The organism is Streptomyces sp. NPDC090445, from assembly GCF_044769385.1.
Classification (GTDB): Bacteria; Actinomycetota; Actinomycetes; order Streptomycetales; family Streptomycetaceae; genus Streptomyces.
Genome location: NZ_JBIVXV010000001.1, coordinates 790,947 through 810,477, shown reverse-complemented (window position 1 = coordinate 810,477; position 19,531 = coordinate 790,947). Strand labels below are relative to the sequence as shown.

Sequence of the window (19,531 nt, the reverse complement as noted above, 5' to 3'; positions counted from 1 at the left end):
CGTTCCGGCTACCGGTGCCGGGACACGCGGGCCGACGCCTCGGCCGCGGCCGGCCGGGCCGCGGGCCGGCCGCCGCCCCGCAGCGGGGTCAGCAGCCCCGCGACGACGATGAGCAGGCAGAACTCCCCGGCCGCCATGCTGACGGCGGGTACCCCGTGCCGGGCGGCCAGGACGGTCAGCACCGCCGCGCCGACCGGGCCCGAGGCGTTGTGGACGGTCCAGAAGGCCGAGGTGACCCGGCCGAGCAGCCGGTCCGGGGTGACCTCCTGGCGCAGGGTCATCGAGACGATCCCGCCGAGGGTCGTCCCGAACATGAACACGGCCGCCAGCACGGCGACGACCGGGACGCTCCGGCTGACGCCGACCCCCGCGACGGCCACGGCGATCAGGGCGACCGAGCCGAGCCAGCAGGCGCCGAAGCCGAAGACCCGGCGCAGCCTCCCGGCGGCGAGGGCCGCGCCGACCACGCCGATCCCGCTGACGGCGATCACATAGCCGAGGGTGGCCGCGTCCTGGCCGAGGTCGTGCCGGATCCGGTAGATCAGCAGGTCGGTGGCGCCCATGGTGACGAAGGTCAGCAGGGTGAGGAGCACGGTCAGCGGGCGCAGCTGCGGGTGTGCCCACAGGAAGCGGAAGCCGACGACGAACATCTCCCGCATCCGCCCGCCCCCGGAACCGGAACCCGAGCCCGAGCCGGAACCCAAATCCGAATCCGAATCCGAAACGGAGCCGGAGCCACGGGCGGCCGCGGTGGAAGCGGCCCCGTCGGCGCCCCCGTACCGGCCGAAGGAGACCCAGCGCAGGCTGAGGGCGGAGACCAGGAAGGTCGCCCCGTCCACGCCGAGGGCCCAGTCGGCGCCCACCGAGGCCGTGATGAACCCGGCCGCCACCGGCCCGGCCAGGGTCCCGACGGCGAAGGTGCCCATGAGCCGTGCGTTGGCGGTGGCCAGGTCCCGCGGGGGCACCAGGTTCGGCACGGAGCTCACGTACGCCACGTCGAACAGCGTCTTCAGGGCGGTGACGAGGGCCGTCAGCAGGTACAGCACCCAGATGCGCGGCCCGGCCAGCCAGACGAACGGGACCGCGCCCAGCAGCACGGCCCGCGCGAGATCGCACGCGATCATCAGGCGGCGGCGGTCCGTCCGGTCCACCACGTATCCGGCGAACATGCCGGTCACGATGCCGGTGACCCCGGAGATCACCGTGACGACGCCCATCCGGACCAGGGACCCGGTCGCGTCGAGGACGAGCAGCGGCAGCGCGAGCAGGGAGATCGAACCGCCGAGGACGGACAGCGCCTGGCCGAGCCAGAAGACGTTGAAGTCCCGGTTCCGCCGCAGGGGTAAGGAGTCCGGCACCCTGCTCAGCCCAGCAGGGCGTACACGGTCGAGGCGGTCGCGGCGGGCTCCTGCGCCCCGTCCGGGGTCATGGTGATGTCGGCGAAGGCCATCCGCTTGCCGAGCTTGGTGATCCGTACCTCGATCAGCACGTCGGTGCCGGTCACGGGCCGCTGGAAGCTCGTCGACTGCTGGACGGTGGTCATCGGCCCGTACCCGCCGCGGGCGGCGCTGATCGCGATGACGGTGGCGGTGTCGGCGGCCGCCATCAGGGCCTGCCCGGACAGGCCGCCGCCGTCCCGGGCCAGGGCGCCGGACCAGGGCAGCCGGAGCACGGCGTGCCGCTCGCCGGCCTCCTCGACGGTCAGTCCCAGGTCGAGGACCCAGGGGGCGAAGTTGTCCTTGAGGACCTTGTCTGCGTCTGCCGGTGTCAGAGTCACCCGGAGATTGTGGCGGCCCGGCGGGGCCGCCACAACACCCTTGATCCCTCTGTGATCTGCCGGCGCGCGGGTCAGAGCGCGGCGGCCAGCTCGGTGCCCTGGCGGATCGCCCGCTTGGCGTCCAGTTCGGCGGCGACGTCGGCACCGCCGATCAGGTGCGCCTCGACGCCGGCCGCGCGCAGTGCCTCGTACAGGTCGCGGCGGGGCTCCTGGCCGGTGCACAGGACGACCGTGTCGGCCGGGACGAGCCGCTGCTCGCCGTCGACGGTGATGTGCAGGCCCTCGTCGTCGATCCGGTCGTACGCGGCGCCCGCGACGGAGACGACGCCGCGGTGCTTGAGCTCGGCGCGGTGGATCCAGCCGGTGGTGGTGCCGAGGCCGGCGCCGACCTTGGTGGTCTTGCGCTGGAGGAGGTGGACCCGGCGGGGGGAGGCCGGCCGCTCGGGGGCGGTGAGGCCGCCGGGGCCTTCGTACGCGGTGTCGACGCCCCAGTGGCGGAAGTAGACGGCGGGGTCCTGGGAGGCGCCCTCGCCGCTGTCGGTGAGGTATTCGGCGACGTCGAAGCCGATGCCGCCGGCGCCGACGACGGCGACGCGCTCGCCGACGGGGGCGCCGTCGCGCAGCACGTCGAGGTAGTTGACGACGCTGGCGTGCTCGACGCCCTCGATGGCGGGGGTGCGCGGGGTGACGCCGGTGGCGACGACGACCTCGTCGTAGCCGCGGAGGGTGCCGCTGTCCGCGACGGTGTCCAGCCGGACCTCGACGCCGACCTCGGCGAGCCGGTTGCCGAAGTAGCGGATGGTCTCCTCGAACTCCTCCTTGCCCGGGATGCGGCGGGCGATGTCGAGCTGTCCGCCGATGTGGCCGGAGGCCTCGAAGAGGGTGACCTTGTGGCCGCGTTCGGCGGCGGTGACGGCGCAGGCGAGGCCGGCGGGGCCGGCGCCGACGACGGCGACGCTCTTGGCGAGGCGCGTGGGCGACAGGACGAGCTCGGTCTCGTGGCAGGCGCGCGGGTTGACCAGGCAGCTGGTGATCTTGCCGCTGAAGGTGTGGTCGAGGCAGGCCTGGTTGCAGCCGATGCAGGTGTTGATGGACTCGGGGCGGCCGGCGGCGGCCTTGGCGACGAAATCGGCGTCGGCGAGGAAGGGTCGGGCCAGGGAGACCAGGTCGGCGCGGCCCTCGGCGAGGATCTCCTCGGCCTTCTCGGGGGTGTTGATGCGGTTGCTGGTGACGAGGGGAACGGAGACCGCGCCCATCAGCCGCTGGGTGACCCAGGTGTAGGCGCCGCGCGGGACGGAGGTGGCGATGGTGGGGATGCGGGCCTCGTGCCAGCCGATGCCGGTGTTGATGATGGTGGCGCCGGCCGCCTCGATCTCCTTGGCGAGGTGGACGACCTCGTCGAGGGAGGAGCCGCCGGGGACCAGGTCGAGCATGGACAGGCGGTAGATCAGGATGAAGTCGGGGCCGACGGCCTCGCGGGTGCGCCGGACGATCTCCAGGGGGAAGCGGACGCGGTTCTCGTACGAGCCTCCCCAGCGGTCCTCGCGGCGGTTGGTGGCGGCGGCGATGAACTCGTTGATGAGGTAGCCCTCGGAGCCCATGATCTCGACGCCGTCGTAGCCGGCGAGCTTCGCGAGGCGGGCGGCGCGGACGAAGTCCTCGACGGTCTGCTCGACCTCGGCGTCGCTGAGCTCGTTCGGGACGAAGGGGCTGATGGGGGCCTGGAGGGCGCTGGGGGCGACGAGGTCCTTGTGGTACGCGTAGCGGCCGAAGTGGAGGATCTGCATCGCGATCTTCCCGCCCTCGGCGTGCACGGCCTCGGTGATCAGGCGGTGCTCGGCGGCCTCGTCCTCGGTGGTGAGGCGGGAGCCCCCCTCGAAGGGGCGGCCGGCGTCGTTGGGGGCGATGCCGCCGGTGACGATCAGGCCGGCGCCGCCGCGGGCGCGCTCGGCGTAGAAGGCGGCGAGGCGCTCGAAGCCGCGCTCGTGCTCCTCCAGGCCGGTGTGCATCGAACCCATGATCACGCGGTTCGGCAGGGTGGTGAAGCCGAGGTCCAGCGGGCTCAGCAGGTGCGGGTACCGGCTCTGGGAACTCATGGGGGGCGCCTTCCTCGCGCGGGTGGGATGACCCTGTTGTAGCGAGGCGCCCCGCCTTTTGCAACTAGGTGCATAACCCGGGTGCGGGGTGCTCGTGCCCCTCGGAGCCGGGAGTACGGGCCCGGCCCCGTGCGGCCGGGCCCGTACTGTGGCGCAGTTCACGCGTTCAGGCGCGGCGGAGCCGGACCGTGACGATCTGGAAGGGCCGCAGCGCCAGCGGAACCGCGTCCCCCGCGGCGACCGGGCCCACCGCCGTGCCGGGCAGGGGCCGCTCCAGCAGGTCGCTCTCGACGGCCGCCGCCAGCGGGAAGCCCGCCGTGAGGGTCGCCCTCGCACGGCCGCCCCGGCACTCGTACAGCCGGACGATCACGTCGCCGCTGCGGTCCTCGGCCAGCTTGACCGCCTCGATCACCACCGCGTCACCCCCGTCGCCGGCACCTGCCCCGACCCCGTCGGCGTCCGCGGCCGGACCCGCCACCGACACCAGCGGGGCGACCGGGCCCGCGCCGGGCACCACCCGTTCGGGCAGGTTCAGCGCGTGCCCCTCGCGGACCGCGTCGGCGATCCGCGCGCCCGGCGCCAGCGCGTACCGCATGGTGTGCGTGCCCTGGTCGGTCTCCGGGTCGGGGTAGCGGGGGGCGCGCAGCAGGGAGAGGCGGACCGTGGTGGTCTGCCCGCCGTCGGGCCGTACGGCGCGGGTGACGTCGTGCCCGTACGTGGAGTCGTTGAGGACGGCCGCGCCCCAGCCGGGCTCCTCCGCGTGGATCCACCGGTGGGCGCAGATCTCGAACTTGGCGGCCTCCCAGGAGGTGTTGGTGTGGGTGGCGCGGTGGACGTGCCCGAACTGGGTCTCGGAGGCGGTCCGTTCGGCCTTGACGTCGAGGGGGAAGGCGGCCTTCAGCAGCTTCTCCGTCTCGTGCCAGTCGACCTCGGTGACGATGTCCACCGTCGCGGCGTCCGCCCGCAGGGTGATCCACTGGGTGGCCTTCGACCGGCCGAAAGACCGGGTGACCCGGACCGCGGCCGCGTCCGGTCCGGTCTGCGCGGCCTCCAGGGCGTCCGCGCCGACGAGGTCGGTGACGTTGTTCCGGTAGAACGCGTCGATGTCCCAGGCGTCCCACATGTTCGGGAAGTCCGGGTGGATCTGGAGCAGGTTGGCGGCCTGCCCCGGCGCCACCGACTCGCGGCCGGCCCGCAGGTCGTACGCCGAGACGATCAGCCCGCGGCCGTCGACCTCCACCCGCAGCCGCCCGTTGCCCAGGATCCATCCTCCGCCGGGCCGCTCCGCCAGGTCCACCGGCCGCGACGGCGCCTGCGGCACGCCGGCGCCGCCCGCCGGGACGCCGCGCCGGGCGTGCGGGGCGCAGTTGAAGACCAGCTCGGCGGTGCCCTCCCCGGCGAGCGCGACCTGTGCGGCGAGGGTGATCGCGCGCAGTTCGTCCGCCACCCGCGCGTACGTCGCCCGGGCCTCGCGGTGCACCCAGGCGATGGACGACCCCGGCAGGATGTCGTGGAACTGGTGCAGCAGCACGGTCTTCCAGATCCGCTCCAGGTCCTCGTACGGGTACGCGTACCCGGGCACCCGCACCGCCGCCGTCGCCGCCCACAGCTCGGCCTCCCGCAGCAGGGACTCGCTGCGCCGGTTGCCCTGCTTGGTCTTGGCCTGGGAGGTGTAGGTGCCGCGGTGCAGCTCCAGGTAGAGCTCGCCGGCCCACACGGGCGCGTCCGGGTACTCGGCGCGGGCCTTGTCGAAGAACACGTCGGGCTGCTCGACCTCGACCCGCGGGGAGCCTTCGAGGTCCCGCTGCCGCCGGGCCCGGGCGAGGTGCTCGCGGGTGGGGCCGCCTCCGCCGTCGCCCCAGCCGAAGGGGGCGAGCGAGCGCGAACCCCGGCCCTTCTCCCGGTAGTTGCGGGCGGCGTGGGCCAGCTGCGCGCCGCCGAGGTCGCAGTTGTAGGTGTCGACGGGCGGGAAGTGTGTGAAGACGCGGGTGCCGTCGATGCCCTCCCACCAGAAGGTGTGGTGGGGGAAGGCGTTCACCTGCGACCAGCAGATCTTCTGCGTCAGGAACCAGCGGGAGCCGGAGAGCCGGACGATCTGCGGCATCGCCGCCGTATAGCCGAAGGAGTCGGGCAGCCAGACGCCGCGGGTCTCGATGCCGAACTCGTCCAGGAAGAACTTCTTGCCGTACAGGAACTGGCGGACCATGGCCTCGCCGCCGACCATGTTGGTGTCCGACTCCACCCACATGCCGCCGACCGGCACGAACTGGCCCGCCGCGACCTTCTTCTTGATCCGCTCGAACAGCTCGGGCCGGTGGGTCTTGATCCAGTCCAGCTGCTGGGCCTGCGACATGGCGAACACGAACTCCGGGTGCTCGTCCATCAGGCCGAGCGCGTTGGACGCGGTCCGCGCCACCTTGCGGACGGTCTCGCGCAGCGGCCACAGCCAGGCCGAGTCGATGTGGGCGTGGCCGACGGCGCTGATCCGGTGTGCGGAGGCGTGGGCGGGGGCGGCGAGCACCGGGGCGAGGCGGGCGCGGGCGGCGGCGGCCGTGCCGGGCACGTCGGCCAGGTCCACCGCGTCGAGGGCCGCCTCCAGGGCGTGCAGGATGCCGTAGCGGCGGGCGTCGGCCCCGTCGAGCTGCACCATCAGGTCGTGGAGGACCTCCAGGTCCTGGACGAGTTCCCAGACCTCGGTCTCGAAGACGGCGAGGTCCATCCGGGCGAGCCGGTAGAGGGGCTGGTCGCCGCTGGTCTGCCGGTCGCCCTCGTACGTGGGGCTGTGCTCGACAAGGACGGGGTTCGAGGCGGCCTCGACGTACCACTCGATCCGCTCGCCGCCCTCCGCCGCGTCGGCGACGCGCACCCAGTCGTTGTACGGGTTGAGCGCCTTGACCTCGCTGCCGTCGGCCCGGTGGACCAGGCCCTCGCACTGGAAGCCGGGCATCATCCGGTCGAAGCCCAGGTCGAGAACGGCCTCGACGGTGCGGCCCGCCCAGTCGGCCGGGACGGTGCCGGTGACCCGGAACCAGGTGGTGCCCCAGGCCGGACCCCACTGCGCGCCGACCGCGCAGGGCCCGTACGGGGCCGCCAGGCCCTCGGCGACGGGCACGGGCTCGCCCGGGGCCTCCCACCGCTCGACGGTGAGCGGGACCGGGCGGGAGTGGACGGCCGGTTTGATGCGCTCCTTGAGGACGCGGCGCAGGCGGTGTTCGGTGATGCTGCGGTCGTCGTGCATGACGGCGGCTCCAGGGGTGGAGGGGGCGGTCGGGGAGCGGACGGACGGGGCGGGCCGGGGAGGGGGCCGGGGGCGGCGTACGCCTCAGGTCTTGACGGCTCCCTCGCCCACCCCCTTGAAGAAGTAACGCTGGAGGGCGAAGAAGAGGAGCATCATCGGCAGCAGTGCCGCCATGGCGCCGGCGGCGATGATCCGCTGGTCGTTGGTGGTGGTGGCGCCGGCCAGGGTCTTCAGGCCGAGCTGGAGGGTGTAGTGCTCGCTGTCGGTGAGGACGAGCAGCGGCCAGAGGAAGTCGTCCCAGGCGCCCATGAAGCCGGTGATGCAGACGACGGCCAGGGAGCCCTTCGCGGCGGGCAGGAAGACCCGGGTGAAGCGGGTCCACTCCCCCGCCCCGTCGAGGACGGCGGCCTCCTCGATCTCCCGGGGGACGGCGAGGAACGCCGAGCGCATGATCATGATGTTGAGGACGGAGACCGCTCCCGGGAGCCAGACGCCGACGAGGGTGTCGACCAGGCCCATGCCGCGGACCGTGAGGAACATCGAGATCATCACGGACTCGAAGGGGAACATCAGGGTGGCGGCGAGCACCGTGAAGACGGTGCTGCGGCCCTTCCAGCCGGGCCGGGACAGGGCGTAGCCGCCCATGGCGGAGAAGACCAGGTTCGAGGTGACGGCGAGGGCGGCGACGGTGAGGGTGTTGCCGGTGTACTGGAGCAGGGGGAAGGACTCGGCGACCCGGGCGTAGTTGTCGAGGGTGGGCTGCGCGGGCAGCACCCCGTCGTACACGTTCTCGGTGCGGCCGCGGATCGAGGTGAGGAACTGCCAGGCGATCGGCCCGATCAGCACCGCGAGCACCAGCAGCAGCACGGCGTACCGGGCGGCCCGTCCGGCCAGGAGGACCCGTCCGGCGGTGCGCGGCGGGGAGGCGGTCGGGCTCACGGCTCGTCCCCCTTCGCCAGCCGGCGGCCCAGCAGGCTGAAGCCGAGGGTGAGCAGGAACAGCAGGAGGGAGATGGCGGAGGCGTAGCCGGTCTCGCCGGCGAAGCCGAGGCCGACCTGCCGGATGAGGAAGGGCAGGGTGCGGGCCCCGCCGCCGGGGCCGCCGCTCTCGCCGCCGAGGATGTAGATCTCGGTGAAGACGCGCAGCGCGGAGATCGCGGAGAGGGTGCCGACGAGCAGCATCATCGGTTTGACCTGCGGGATGGTGATGCTGACGAAGCGGCGTACGGGGCCGGCGCCGTCGAGGGCGGCCGCCTCGTGGAGGGAGGCGGGCACGTTCCCGAGGGCCGCGAGGTAGAAGACCATGTAGTAGCCGAGGCCCTTCCAGACGGTCACGATCATCGCGGAGACGAGCAGCATGGTGCTGTCGGTCAGGAACGGGACGGGCTCGGCGACGATCCGCAGCCGCAGGAAGAGGGTGTTGACGAGCCCGTCGCTGCGCAGCACCCACTGCCACATCAGGCCGACGACCACGGCCGAGGCGATCACCGGCGTGTAGAAGGCGGAGCGGAAGAACCCGATGCCCGGGATCCGCGCCTGCACGAGGACGGCGAGGGCCAGCGGCAGCAGGACCAGGCACGGGACGACGACCAGCAGGTACAGCACGCTGTTCCCGGCGGCGGTCCAGAAGTCCGGGTCGGCGAGGGCGCGCCGGTAGTTGGCGAGGCCGGTGAAGGTTCCGCCGCGCAGGATCCGGGCGTCGGTGAGGGACAGGACGACGGTGTTGGCGAACGGCCAGAGGCTGAACAGGGCCACCGTCGCCAGGCCGGGGGCGAGGAAGAGGTACGGGGTCCACCACCGGCGGTGGGACAGGCCCGGCTCCGCCTCCATGGCCCGCAGGGCCGCCCTGTGGGCGCGGGTCACTTCCGGGCCGCGTCGGCGAGCAGCTTGTTGGCCTCCTCCTGGGCCTTGCGCACGGCCGTCGGCGCGTCCTGCTCTCCCTTGACGGCCTTCTGCACCTCGCGGACGACCGCGTCGCCGACCTGGTTGGTCCACTGGACGGGGGTGTTGGCGTCGAGTGCGGCGGACTTCAGCTGTTCGGCGCCGACCGCGCGGGCGACGGTGTCGGCGTCCTTGCCGTCGCCCCGGTCGGCGAAGCGGGGGTCGGCGAGGCCCTGGGCGTTGGAGGGGTAGATGGTCGCGTTCCTGGAGAACTCGACCTGGTTGGGGCCGTTGGTGACCCATTTGGCGAACTCCAGCGCCGCGTCGAGGTGCCGGGTGTCCTTCCTGATGCCGAGGGACTGGGCGTAGATGCCGATGTGGCCGAGCCTGCCGGTGACGGCCCCGGCGACCCGGGTCTGTGCGTAGACCTGCGGGGCGTTCTGCTTGATGTCCTTGACGAAGCCCGGGGAGCCGGGGCCGAAGACGAGTTTGCCGCTGCCGTAGAGCTGGTTGATGTCGTCGGCCTTGAGGAGGGACTCCTTGGGCATGGCGCCCTTGGCGTAGAGGGACTTCATCCGCTCGACCCAGGCGACGGCGGCGGGGGTGTCGAAGACGAAGCGGTCCCGCCGGTCGTTGAGGAGGGGGACGCCCATCTTCTGCCAGTCCCCGGGGAGCCTGCCCTTGGGGTCGGCCATGAAGGCGGAGTACCGGCCGCCGGAGCGGGCGGCGATCTGCTCGGCGTAGTCGAAGAACTGCTCGACGCCGGTCGGCGGTGCGGCGGGGTCCAGGCCGGCCTGGCGGAAGAGGTCCTCGTTGTAGGTGAGGATCTCCGGGGTGACGTACCAGGGGTACGCGAACACGCCGTCGCCCTTGCCGGGGAGCTTGAACTGCTCCCAGGCGCCGGGGACGTACTCCTTGGCGGAGTCGCCGTCGAGTCTGGCGACGTCGGCGAGGAGGCCGCGGTCGCCGAGGAGCTGGAAGGAGTCGGTGGAGAGGTTGACGACGTCGGGGAGGGTGCCGGCCTGGGCGTCGGCGACGAGTTTCTCGTTGTAGCCGTCGCCGGGGACGTCCTCCCAGCGGACCTTCGCCCCGGGGTGCTTCTTCTCGAAGGCGTCGATGACGCCTTGGACGTACGCGGTGTACTTGGGCTTGAGCTGGAGCGTGCGGAACGTGATCTCGCCGGTCACCTCGCCGGTCCTCTGCGCCTCCTCCGTGTCCGCGGGGCCGCCGCTCAGGCCGCATGCGGAGACGGAGAGGAGGGTGCCGGCCACGAGCGTGGCGAGGGCGGTGCGGGGCAGGTGCAAACGGTTCATCGTCGGCCGCCTCGGGGGTAGTTCCGGCCTCGCTGCCGGATCGCGCAGCCCACGCTGGGCCCGGCGGCGGGACCCGTCAATGCGGCCCCGGCCGCACATGGCCGGTATTCCACTAATGCGCTTTACCTCGCCGGCTGCAAAACCGCTCGGGCGGCCCGGGTCCGGCACTCCGGGCCGGGGTGTCCGGGCGGCGCAAGTAGTCCAAAAAGGTGTTCGGGGCGGCCGGGTGAGGGACCGTCGGGCCCCTGCTCCCCTGCTCCCCTGCTTCATGCCGTAATCGGCTACTTCATGCGGTAGTCGACCTTCTCGGCGAGCTTGCCGTCCTTGAAGCAGAAGCGGTACACGGTCTCCTCGCCGGCCGCGGTGTCGCCGCCCGCGATGTACCAGGAGCAGACGCTGTCGGCGGGCTGGGTCGGGCCGCCCTCCTTCAGGGCCTCCTTGAGGAACGATTCACCCGAGGGCAGCTTCGCGCGGACGGCGTCCTCGGGGTCGCCCGCCTTAACGGAGGCGTACACCTCGGGTTCGAGCACGGTCTTCCCCGCGGCGTCGACTATCTTCCCGATGCCGAACACCAGCGCCACGGCCACTGCGATGCCGACGACCAGCGCCACTCCGCAGCCGATCAGACAACCCTTGCGCTGTGCCATACCCGTTCCTCCGTGCGTGTGCGATCCGTCGTGTTCCTGTGGGACACGCAGACCTTCGCAGCTGGGCACGGGTGTGTACTGTCCCCGAAAGTCGCTGGCCGGTGCAACGATGGTCGTCCGTACGGCGGGTGACGCCCCGTGCGCTACCCCTGCGCGGGGCCGGCCGCCAGGTCCGCCGGGTCGGTGTTCGCCCCGCACAGCACGACGGCGACGCGCTTGCCCAGCGGCTCCGGTGCGGTGCGCAGGGCGGCCAGGGCCGTGGCCGCGCCCGCCTCGACCACGATCCGGTGCTCCTCCCACAGGGCCCGCCGGGCCGCGCCGATCTCCGCGTCCGGGACCAGGACCGAGCGGACGTCGCCCTGCCGGGCGGCGGCGAGCGCGTCCGCCGAGACGCGGGTGGCGCCCAGCGAGTCGGCGGCCACCGAGTCGACGGGGACGTCGACGGGGCGGCCCGCCTCCAGTGCCGCGTTCAGGGCCCGGCAGTGCTCCGGTTCGGCGGCGACCACGCGGATGCCGTGTGCGCGGGCGGCGGTGGCGACACCGGCGAACAGTCCGCCGCCGCCGACGGCGACGACCACGGTGTCCACCTCGGGCAGCCCGGCCCGGATGTCGTCGAGCAGGGTGCCCGCGCCCGCGGCGACGAGCGGGTGGTCGTAGGCGTGGCTGCCCAGGGCCCCGGAGGCTGCCGCGAACTCCCGGGCGGCGGCCTGCGCCTCGGCGAACCGGTCGCCGACGAGCCGCACCTCGGCCCCGTACCGGCGCAGCCCCTCCACCTTGATGCGGGGCGCGTTGACCGGTACGAACACGGTGGCGGGCACGAAGTGGGCGCGGGCCGCCCAGGCGCAGGCCAGGCCGGCGTTGCCGCCGGAGGCGATGGCCACGCCGGCGTCGGGCAGGGCGCCGGCCTCGCGGTGGGCGGCGAGGAAGTTGTGTGCGCCGCGGGCCTTGAAGGAGCCGGTGTGCTGGAGGTACTCCAGCGCGTACCAGACGCCCTCGGCGGCGGGCACCACCGGGGCGGGGCGGACGGCCCCGGCGATCCGGCCGGCGGCGGCGCGCACGGCGGCGTGGTCGAGCTGCTGTTCCATGGTCGCTCTCCTCGGGGGCGTGAGGGGTGGTCAGGCGTCGGGCCGGGCGGCCCCGATCAGCTGGCGCAGGGCGCCGTGGTACACGTCGTGGCCGGTCAGGGCGGGCAGTACGTCGTTCAGTCCGGCCGTCAGGACGGGGAACTCGCCCGGGTCCAGCGCCGCCAGGGCCGCCCGCGAGGCGGCAGCGGCGCCGGCCGGGTCGCGGTGGTCGACGAAGGCGGCGCAGCCCAGGGTGAGCAGGTACATGCGGCGGTAGGCGGTCATCGCCTCGGCGGGGGTCATCCCGGCGGCCACGCTGTCGGCGAGCGCGGGCTCGACGAGCCGGGCCAGCAGCCGGCGGCCCAGCCACGGCCGTCCGCCGCGCAGCACCAGCAGTCCGGGGTGGCCGGTGAGCAGCCGGTAGAGGGCGGTGAAGCGGCGCTCGGTGGCCTCCGCCCAGTCGGTCCCGGCGGGGATCTCGGGCAGCTGTCCGGCGAGGTGCTCGGTGCACAGGTCGAGCAGGCCGGCGAGGTCGGTGCAGCGGCGCTGGACGGTGGCGTGGGAGACGTCGAGCCGGTCGGCGAGGGCTCGGAAGCTGAGCGCGCCGTGCCCTTCCTCGTCGATGATCCGCAGGGCGGCGACGGCGATCGCCTCGGGTGTCGCACGGTCCAGGGCAGCTGATCTCCTCGGCATGAGATACACCGTATCAGCCACTGTCACATACGCCGTATCTCCCCGGCGTCTCCCCGATCGTGTGACGGCATCTGCACCCATATTGCTGGTCATCACCGCACAACGATCGACTTACGTTGACAGCGGGTAGTCGCACGGCTGCACTGGGCGCACCACAGCGCCGTCATGTCCCCGCCCGCCTCCCCACCGCAAGGAGTCTCCGTGCCGCCTCGCCTGCGTGCGTCGCTCCCCTGCCTGACCGCGGCCGCCCTGCTCGCCCTGTGCCTCGCCCCCGCCCCGGCGGCCGCCGAGCCGACCGCGACCTCGGACACCCCGCTCGCCCTCACCCCGCCCATGGGCTGGAACAACTGGGCGCACTACATGTGCGACATCGACGAGGCCAAGGTGGTCGCCAACGCCGACGCGCTGGTCGCCGGCGGCCTCGCGGCCAAGGGCTACGACACGGTGACCGTCGACGACTGCTGGATGACCAAGAGCCGCGACGCGCAGGGCGCGCTGGTCGTGGACACGCAGAAGTTCCCGCACGGCATGGCCTGGCTGGGCGAGTACCTGCACGCCAAGGGCCTGAAGTTCGGCATCTACCAGGACGCCGGCTCGCTGACCTGCGAGAAGTACCCGGGCAGCGGCTCCCCCGAGGGCGGCGGCCCGGACCACTACGCGCAGGACGCCCGGCAGTTCGCGTCCTGGAAGGTCGACTACGTCAAGATGGACGGCTGCAACCTGTGGGTGCCGCCGGGCAAGACCAAGGAGCAGGCGTACCGCGACGCGTACACCGCCGTGGCGCAGGCGCTGCGGGCGAGCGGCCGCAGCATGGTGCTCTCCGCCTCCGCGCCCGCCTACTTCCAGCAGGGCGAATGGGGCGGCTCCGACTGGCACCGGGTGCTCGGCTGGGTGGGCTCGACCGGCCAGCTGTGGCGCGAGGGCAAGGACATCAAGGTCTACAGCCCGGCCGCGCCGGCGACCTCCCGCTGGAGCTCCGTCCTCGGCAACTACGGCTACAACCGCTGGCTCGGCCGGTACGCGGGCCCCGGCAACTGGAACGACCCCGACTTCCTCATCGCGGGCGCCCCCGGCCTCACCGACGCGGAAAGCCGCAGCCAGGTCGGCCTGTGGGCGATGATGGCGGCCCCCTTCATCCTGTCCTCCGACATCTCCGCGCTCACGCCGGGCGGGCTCGCCGCCCTCGGCAACACCGACCTGATCGCCCTGGACCAGGACCCGATGGGCCGCCAGGGCACGGTGGTCTCCGCCAACGCCACCTTCGAGGTGCTGGCCCGGCCACTGGCCAACGGCGACCGCGCCGTCGCCGTCCTCAACCGGTCCGGCAGCACCCGCGACATCTCGGTCCCGCTCGCCGACATCGGCCTGTACGACTGCGCGGTCGACGCCAAGGACCTGTGGACCGGGCAGCGCACCCGGGTCTCCGACTCCCTCACCGGGCGGCTCGCCGCGCACGACACGGCGGTGTGGCGGCTCACCCCGCGCCCCGGCTGCGGCCGGGCCGTGCCCACCGGGCAGATCACCGGTGCCGGCGTGAAGTGCATGGACGGCGCCAACACCACCGGAGTCGGCGCGGTCGTCGTCTCCGCGTGCACCGCCGCCTCCGACCAGCGGTGGGTCCTCGGCGGCGGGGACAGCCTGCGGCTGGACGGCAGGTGCCTGACGGCGAGCGGGGGCGAGGTGGTGGACCTGGCCCGCTGCGTGCCGTGGAAGGCCCGGCAGAGCTGGACCCACCTGCGGGGCGGGACCCTGGTCGAGAAGGTGAGCGGGCTGTGCCTGACGGCGCCCCCTGCGCCCGCGACCGCCGACACCCCGGCCGAGCGGCTGCGGCTCGCCGAGTGCGGCGACCACCGCGTGGACCAGGCCTGGTCCCTGCCGGTCTGACGGGCCCCGGGATGACGAACCTCCGCACCGCCGCCCTCGCGGCCCTGCTGGCCCTGCTGTGCGCGGGCTCCCCCGCACTCGCCGGCGTACCCTCCCACCCGCCGGCCCCGGCACCGGGCGGGCCCGGCAGGCCCGGCGGGCCCGGTGCCGAACGGCCCGGTGCCGAACGGCCCGGCACCGCCGCCTTCGACACCGGCCCGGCGCGGGCCGCGCTGAAACGGCTGCTGCCGCGCCATGCCGACCGGTTCACGCTCGTACCGGACGCGTCCGCCGCGGCCGCCGGGGCGGACACCTTCACCGTGTCCGGGCGGGCGGGGGCGATCACGGTCCGCGGGTCGACGGGCGCCACCCTGCTGACCGGCGTCGGCTGGTACCTCCAGCACGTCGCCGGCGTCGACATCGGCTGGCCCGGCGACAGCATCGGGATGCTGCCCGCCCGGCTGCCCGCGGTGCCGGCCCCGGTCACCCGCAGCGCGCTCGTCCCGCACCGGTACGCCCTCAACGACACCGACGACGGCTACTCGGGGCCGTACCGCACCTTCGCGCAGCACCAGCGGCAGATCGACCTGATGGCCCTGCACGGCATCAACGAGGTGTTCGTGCAGGCCGGCGCCGAGTACCCGTACTACCGGGCGCTCCAGGGCTTCGGCTACTCCGCCGCGGAGCTGCGGGCGTGGATCCCCGCGCCCGGCCACCAGAGCTGGTGGCTGCTGCAGAACCTGAGCGGGTTCGGCGGCCCGGTCTCCGAGCGGCTGATGCGCGAGCGCGCCGCCCTCGGCGCCCGGATCGCGGAGCAGCTGCGCGGGCTCGGCATGACCCCGGTGCTGCCCGGCTACTTCGGCACCGTGCCGCCCGGCTTCGCCGACCGCAACCCGGGCGCGGTGACGGTCCCCCAGGGCGACTGGGCGGGCTTCGAGCGGCCCGACTGGCTGGACCCGTCCTCGGCCGCGTTCCCTAAGGTGGCGGCCGCGTACTACGCGGAGCAGCGGGCCGTGTTCGGGGACAGCACGATGTACCGGATGAGCCCGCTCCACGAGGGCGGGACGGTGGGCACGGTCGACGTGCGGGCGGCTGCCGGAGCCGTCCAGTCGGCCCTGCACGCCGCGCACCCGGGGGCGCTGTGGGCGGTGCTGGGCTGGCAGGACAGCCCGCGCAAGGAGCTGCTGGCCGGGGTGGACACCTCGAAGGTGCTGATCCTCGACGGGCTGTCCGACCGGTACAACCGGCTGGACCGGGAGACCCGCTGGGGCGGGGTGCCGTACGCGCTGGGCACGATCTACAACTTCGGCGGGCACACCACCGTCGGGGCCAACACCTCCGTGTGGCTCGACCGCTTCGGCGCCTGGCAGACCAAGACCAACAGCGCGCTGAGAGGCATCGCCTACCTGCCGGAGGCCACCGGCACCAACCCGGCCGCCTTCGACCTGTTCACCGACATGGCGTGGGAGCCGGGCCCGATCGACCAGAAGGCGTGGTTCGCGGACTTCGCGGCGCGCCGGTACGGGCGGCCCGACGCGGAGGCGGCGGCCGCCTGGGAGGAGCTGCGCAAGGGCCCGTACAGCACGTCGTCGGGGCTGTGGTCGGAGTCCCAGGACAGCCTGTTCACGGCCCGGCCGAGCCTGACCGCGGCGGGGGCCGCGTACTGGAGCCCCCGGTCGATGCGCTACCCGGCCGATTCCGTACGCCGGGCCCTGGACCACCTCCTCAAGGTGGACCCGCGGCTGCGCGGCTCCAGCGCCTACCGCTTCGACCTGGTGGACACCGCGCGGCAGGCGCTCGCCAACCACTCGCGGGTGCTGCTGCCGGGGATCAGGGCCGCCTACGAGGCGAAGGACCTGGCCCGGTTCCGGACGCTGACCGCCGCCTGGCAGGACGCGGAGCGGCGGCTGGACGCCCTGACCGGCTCCGACCCGAACTTCCGGCTCGGCGACTGGCTGGCCGCGGCCCGCGCCGCGGGCGCCGACCGGGCGGAGCAGGACCGGTACGAGTACGACGCCCGCTCGATCCTGAGCGTGTGGGGCGCGCGGAGCACCAGCGAGGGCGGCTTCCTGCACGACTACGCGAACCGGGAGTGGCACGGCCTGGTCCGCGAGCTGTACGCGCCGCGCTGGGCGGCGTACTTCAAGGCGCTGGACGAGGCGCTGGTCAAGGGGACCGCGCCGGCGGAGGCCGACTGGCACGCCTTCGAGGAGGCCTGGGCCCGCCGGACCACCCGGCACCCGGCCGACGCGACCACCCCGACCGCCCCGACCGGAGACCCGCACAAACTGGCCACGGCCGTCGCGGTGCTCCTGAAGGCGGCGGGTCGGACGGGGTAGGCCGCGCGGTCCGATGGTCCGGCCGGCGGACGCCCCTCATCCGACGGCCGGACCATCGGACCGCACGGGGACGGCCGCCACCCTTTCGGGGGAATTCCGGTACCCCTGCGGGGGAGAACCCCGCCCGCGGACCGCCGCTCGGGGCCGTCAGTCGTTTCACTGGCCCGGAAGCGAACGGGGAAGGCCGCCGAATCGATACGGCAGCCGGCCCTGCCGACGCCGTGACGGCCCGACGCGAGCAGGAGTGCACCGAGCATGTCCCAGACCGGACACGAGCGGCCCGGCCGGCCCGGGCAGGACGTCCCCGCAGCGGACGTCCCCGCAGCGGACGTCCCCGCACAGGGGGCGCCGACCGCCGGAAGCCCGGACACCCCCGCCGCCCCGCCCTCTCCGGACGTGCCCGCCGCCGGGGCGGGCGCCGCGGACCCCGACCGGTTACCGGCCCCCGCCGGCCCACCCGCGTCCGTGCCCTGGCCCGCCGATCCGGGTGACCTGCTCACCGACGGGGTGGTGGAGCTGCGCAAGCGCGGCGGGCCGACCCCACACGAGGCAGCCGGGGAGGCCGCCCACCCCCTGGAGACGGTGGCCCGGCAGGCCGCCGAGCGGGTCGCCGCCGAACGCCGCCCCCGAGGCTGACCGACACAACCCAGCCCCCAAAGGCAACCCAGCCCCGCCGGCGCTCGCGGCAATGCTGCCCCGCCGACGTTTCGCGACCACCCAGCCCCGCCGGCGTTTGAGGCGCGGGGGTCCGGGGGCGGAGCCCCCGGTTTCGGGAAGGGGCGGGGTGGGGAACGGCTCCGCGCAGCGGACGGGGAGGACGACCCGCGGCGGTCGGAGGGACGACGCCCCCGCGACGCCACGTCACACTGGACCCGATGGGCGGGGCGGGACGCGGCGGGGCCGAACCGGCGGACGGTGGTGCGCATGACCTCGGAGAAGGCAGGGCAGGGCGACCCACGCCCGCGCAGCAGCCACCGGTACACCGTCGCCGCCGCCACCGCCGGCCTGGCCGCGGCCTGCGCCGGCCTGGCCACGGCCCAGCTGACTGCCGCATGGGTCCGACCCGACGCCGCGCCCGTCACCGCGGTCGGCGGGGCCGTGGTCGACCGGACACCGGTCGGGCTCAGGGAATGGGCCGTGGCCCGGTTCGGGACCGCCGACAAGCTGGTCCTGACCCTCGGCATCGTCGCCGTTCTCGTCCTCCTTGCCGCCGCGGCCGGCATCCTCGCCGTACGCCGCCTGCCCGCCGGGACGGCCGTGGTCGGCGCGGTCGGCCTGCTCGGGGCGCTGGCGGCGGTCAGCCGCCCCCAGGCGACCTGGCGGGACGCCCTGCCGTCGGCGGTCGGCACCCTCACCACTGCCGCGGTGCTCTACCTGCTGGTCCGCGCACTGCGCACACCCCGCCCGACCGGCGCCCACCCGACCGGCGCCCCGCCAGGCGGCGCCTGGGCACTGGACCGCCGCGGCTTCGGTAGACTCGTCGCGGCCACGCTCGCCGCCGCGGCCGGCATCGGCTACGCGGGGCGGCGGCTCGGCGCGCACGGCTCGGCCGGGGCGACGGCCTCCCGCACCGGGTTCGCCCTGCCCCCGCCGGACGTGCCCGCCCCGCCCGTCCCGCCCGGGGCGAACCTGCCGGTGCCCGGGATCTCCCCGTTCCTCACCCCGAACCGGGACTTCTACCGCGTGGACACTGCCCTGGTCGTCCCCCGGGTGGACGCCGGCACCTGGCAGCTGCGCATCCACGGCGAGGGCGTCACCCGCCCCCTCGAACTGGACCTGCCCGCGCTGCTGTCCCGCCCGCTGGTGGAGCACGACATCACGCTCACCTGCGTGTCGAACCCGGTGGGCGGCCCGTACGCGGGCAACGCCCGCTGGCTCGGCGTGCGCCTGGCCGACCTGCTGCGCGAGGCCGGGGTACGACCGCCCTCGCAGGGCGGTCCGGCCGACCAGCTGGTGGCCCGCTCGGTGGACGGGATGACCATCGGCACGCCGGTCGAGACCGTCATGGACGGCCGGGAGGCGCTGCTGGCCGTCGGGATGAACGGCGAGCCGCTGCCCTTCGCGCACGGCTTCCCCGTACGGATGGTCGTACCGGGGCTGTACGGGTACGTGTCGGCCTGCAAGTGGCTGCGCGAGCTGCGGCTGACCACGTTCTCCGCGTACGACGCGTACTGGGTGCGCCGGTCGTGGGCCCAGCAGGCGCCGGTCAAGACGCAGTCCCGCATCGACACCCCGCGGGCCGGCGCCGCACCCGCGGCGGGCCGGGTGGCGGTGGCCGGGGTGGCGTGGGCGCAGCACCGGGGGATCTCCCGGGTGGAGGTGCGCGTGGACGGGGGCCCGTGGCAGGAGGCCCGGCTGGCCGACGCGGACGGGGTCGACACCTGGCGGCTGTGGACGTGGCCGTGGGAGGCGACGCCGGGGCGGCACACGCTCCAGGTCCGGGCCACCGACGGGACGGGCGCGGTGCAGACGGAGCGGAGTACGCCGACCGTTCCGGACGGGGCGACCGGACTGCACACCGTGACCGTGCGCGTCCGGCCGGGCCCGGCCGCACCGGAGAGGTGACGGCCTGCCCGGATTCCCGCCGCCGCGGCGGGATGATCCACCCCACCCCGCCCCCG

Annotated in this window: 14 protein-coding genes; 4 read left to right on the top strand and 10 right to left on the bottom strand. The window is 74.2% G+C overall.

What is annotated here, in order from left to right; genetic code table 11:
- Positions 1–8: 8 nt before the first annotated feature.
- From ACIQUT_RS03670 to ACIQUT_RS03625, 10 genes are all read right to left on the bottom strand, one after another.
- On the bottom strand, positions 9–1,358 hold the full coding sequence (locus tag ACIQUT_RS03670) for an MFS transporter (protein ID WP_403558771.1): 1,350 nt from the start codon (positions 1,356–1,358) through the stop codon (positions 9–11).
- Between the two features lie 5 nt (positions 1,359–1,363).
- Positions 1,364–1,777, bottom strand: coding sequence for a PaaI family thioesterase (locus tag ACIQUT_RS03665; protein WP_403558769.1), 414 nt, complete (start codon positions 1,775–1,777; stop codon positions 1,364–1,366).
- Between the two features lie 71 nt (positions 1,778–1,848).
- Positions 1,849–3,873 carry an FAD-dependent oxidoreductase gene (locus ACIQUT_RS03660; protein WP_403558767.1) on the bottom strand — a complete coding sequence of 675 codons (2,025 nt, stop codon included), beginning with the start codon at positions 3,871–3,873 and terminating at the stop codon, positions 1,849–1,851.
- Positions 3,874–4,039: 166 nt separating this feature from the next.
- Positions 4,040–7,111 carry an alpha-mannosidase gene (locus tag ACIQUT_RS03655; protein WP_403558765.1) on the bottom strand — a complete coding sequence of 1,024 codons (3,072 nt, stop codon included), beginning with the start codon at positions 7,109–7,111 and terminating at the stop codon, positions 4,040–4,042.
- Between the two features lie 84 nt (positions 7,112–7,195).
- A complete protein-coding gene (locus ACIQUT_RS03650) occupies positions 7,196–8,050 on the bottom strand; it encodes a carbohydrate ABC transporter permease (protein WP_403558763.1) in 855 nt (284 codons plus the stop codon).
- Positions 8,047–8,940 carry a carbohydrate ABC transporter permease gene (locus ACIQUT_RS03645; RefSeq protein ID WP_403559324.1) on the bottom strand — a complete coding sequence of 298 codons (894 nt, stop codon included), beginning with the start codon at positions 8,938–8,940 and terminating at the stop codon, positions 8,047–8,049. The genes ACIQUT_RS03650 and ACIQUT_RS03645 overlap by 4 nt, the downstream gene beginning before the upstream one ends.
- 29 nt (positions 8,941–8,969) lie before the next feature.
- On the bottom strand, positions 8,970–10,304 hold the full coding sequence (locus ACIQUT_RS03640; RefSeq protein ID WP_403558761.1) for an ABC transporter substrate-binding protein: 1,335 nt from the start codon (positions 10,302–10,304) through the stop codon (positions 8,970–8,972).
- A 281-nt stretch (positions 10,305–10,585) separates the two neighbouring features.
- Positions 10,586–10,951, bottom strand: a complete 366-nt coding sequence (locus ACIQUT_RS03635) for a hypothetical protein (protein ID WP_403558759.1) — start codon at positions 10,949–10,951, stop codon at positions 10,586–10,588.
- Between the two features lie 143 nt (positions 10,952–11,094).
- A complete protein-coding gene (locus tag ACIQUT_RS03630; protein WP_403558757.1) occupies positions 11,095–12,036 on the bottom strand; it encodes a serine/threonine dehydratase in 942 nt (313 codons plus the stop codon).
- A 30-nt stretch (positions 12,037–12,066) separates the two neighbouring features.
- The gene (locus ACIQUT_RS03625; protein WP_403558755.1) at positions 12,067–12,708 is read right to left on the bottom strand and encodes a TetR/AcrR family transcriptional regulator; all 642 of its coding nucleotides are present in this window, start codon (positions 12,706–12,708) and stop codon (positions 12,067–12,069) included.
- Between the two features lie 201 nt (positions 12,709–12,909).
- Between ACIQUT_RS03625 and ACIQUT_RS03620 the strand changes: the two genes are divergently transcribed.
- The 4 genes from ACIQUT_RS03620 to ACIQUT_RS03605 all read left to right on the top strand — a co-directional run bounded on the left by ACIQUT_RS03620 (position 12,910) and on the right by ACIQUT_RS03605 (position 19,475).
- Positions 12,910–14,592: a ricin-type beta-trefoil lectin domain protein gene (locus ACIQUT_RS03620; protein WP_403558753.1), complete on the top strand. Its 1,683-nt coding sequence runs from the start codon at positions 12,910–12,912 to the stop codon at positions 14,590–14,592.
- An 11-nt stretch (positions 14,593–14,603) separates the two neighbouring features.
- Positions 14,604–16,910 (top strand): alpha-N-acetylglucosaminidase, encoded by a 2,307-nt coding sequence (locus ACIQUT_RS03615; RefSeq protein ID WP_403558751.1) that lies wholly within the window; start codon positions 14,604–14,606, stop codon positions 16,908–16,910.
- A 255-nt stretch (positions 16,911–17,165) separates the two neighbouring features.
- Positions 17,166–17,546, top strand: a complete 381-nt coding sequence (locus ACIQUT_RS03610) for a hypothetical protein (RefSeq protein ID WP_403558749.1) — start codon at positions 17,166–17,168, stop codon at positions 17,544–17,546.
- Between the two features lie 288 nt (positions 17,547–17,834).
- Positions 17,835–19,475: a molybdopterin-dependent oxidoreductase gene (locus ACIQUT_RS03605; protein ID WP_403558747.1), complete on the top strand. Its 1,641-nt coding sequence runs from the start codon at positions 17,835–17,837 to the stop codon at positions 19,473–19,475.
- The last annotated feature ends 56 nt before the right edge of the window (positions 19,476–19,531 follow it).

Excerpts from the sequence above, each read along its gene's own strand:
- ACIQUT_RS03630 (WP_403558757.1), bottom strand. The coding sequence starts at position 12,036 with ATGGAACAGCAGCTCGACCACGCCGCCGTGCGCGCCGCCGCCGGCCGG.
- ACIQUT_RS03660 (WP_403558767.1), bottom strand. The coding sequence starts at position 3,873 with ATGAGTTCCCAGAGCCGGTACCCGCACCTGCTGAGCCCGCTGGACCTC.
- ACIQUT_RS03635 (WP_403558759.1), bottom strand. The coding sequence starts at position 10,951 with ATGGCACAGCGCAAGGGTTGTCTGATCGGCTGCGGAGTGGCGCTGGTC.
- ACIQUT_RS03610 (WP_403558749.1), top strand. The coding sequence starts at position 17,166 with ATGTCCCAGACCGGACACGAGCGGCCCGGCCGGCCCGGGCAGGACGTC.
- ACIQUT_RS03615 (WP_403558751.1), top strand. The coding sequence starts at position 14,604 with ATGACGAACCTCCGCACCGCCGCCCTCGCGGCCCTGCTGGCCCTGCTG.
- ACIQUT_RS03645 (WP_403559324.1), bottom strand. The coding sequence starts at position 8,940 with ATGGAGGCGGAGCCGGGCCTGTCCCACCGCCGGTGGTGGACCCCGTAC.
- ACIQUT_RS03605 (WP_403558747.1), top strand. The coding sequence starts at position 17,835 with ATGACCTCGGAGAAGGCAGGGCAGGGCGACCCACGCCCGCGCAGCAGC.
- ACIQUT_RS03655 (WP_403558765.1), bottom strand. The coding sequence starts at position 7,111 with ATGCACGACGACCGCAGCATCACCGAACACCGCCTGCGCCGCGTCCTC.
- ACIQUT_RS03625 (WP_403558755.1), bottom strand. The coding sequence starts at position 12,708 with ATGCCGAGGAGATCAGCTGCCCTGGACCGTGCGACACCCGAGGCGATC.
- ACIQUT_RS03640 (WP_403558761.1), bottom strand. The coding sequence starts at position 10,304 with ATGAACCGTTTGCACCTGCCCCGCACCGCCCTCGCCACGCTCGTGGCC.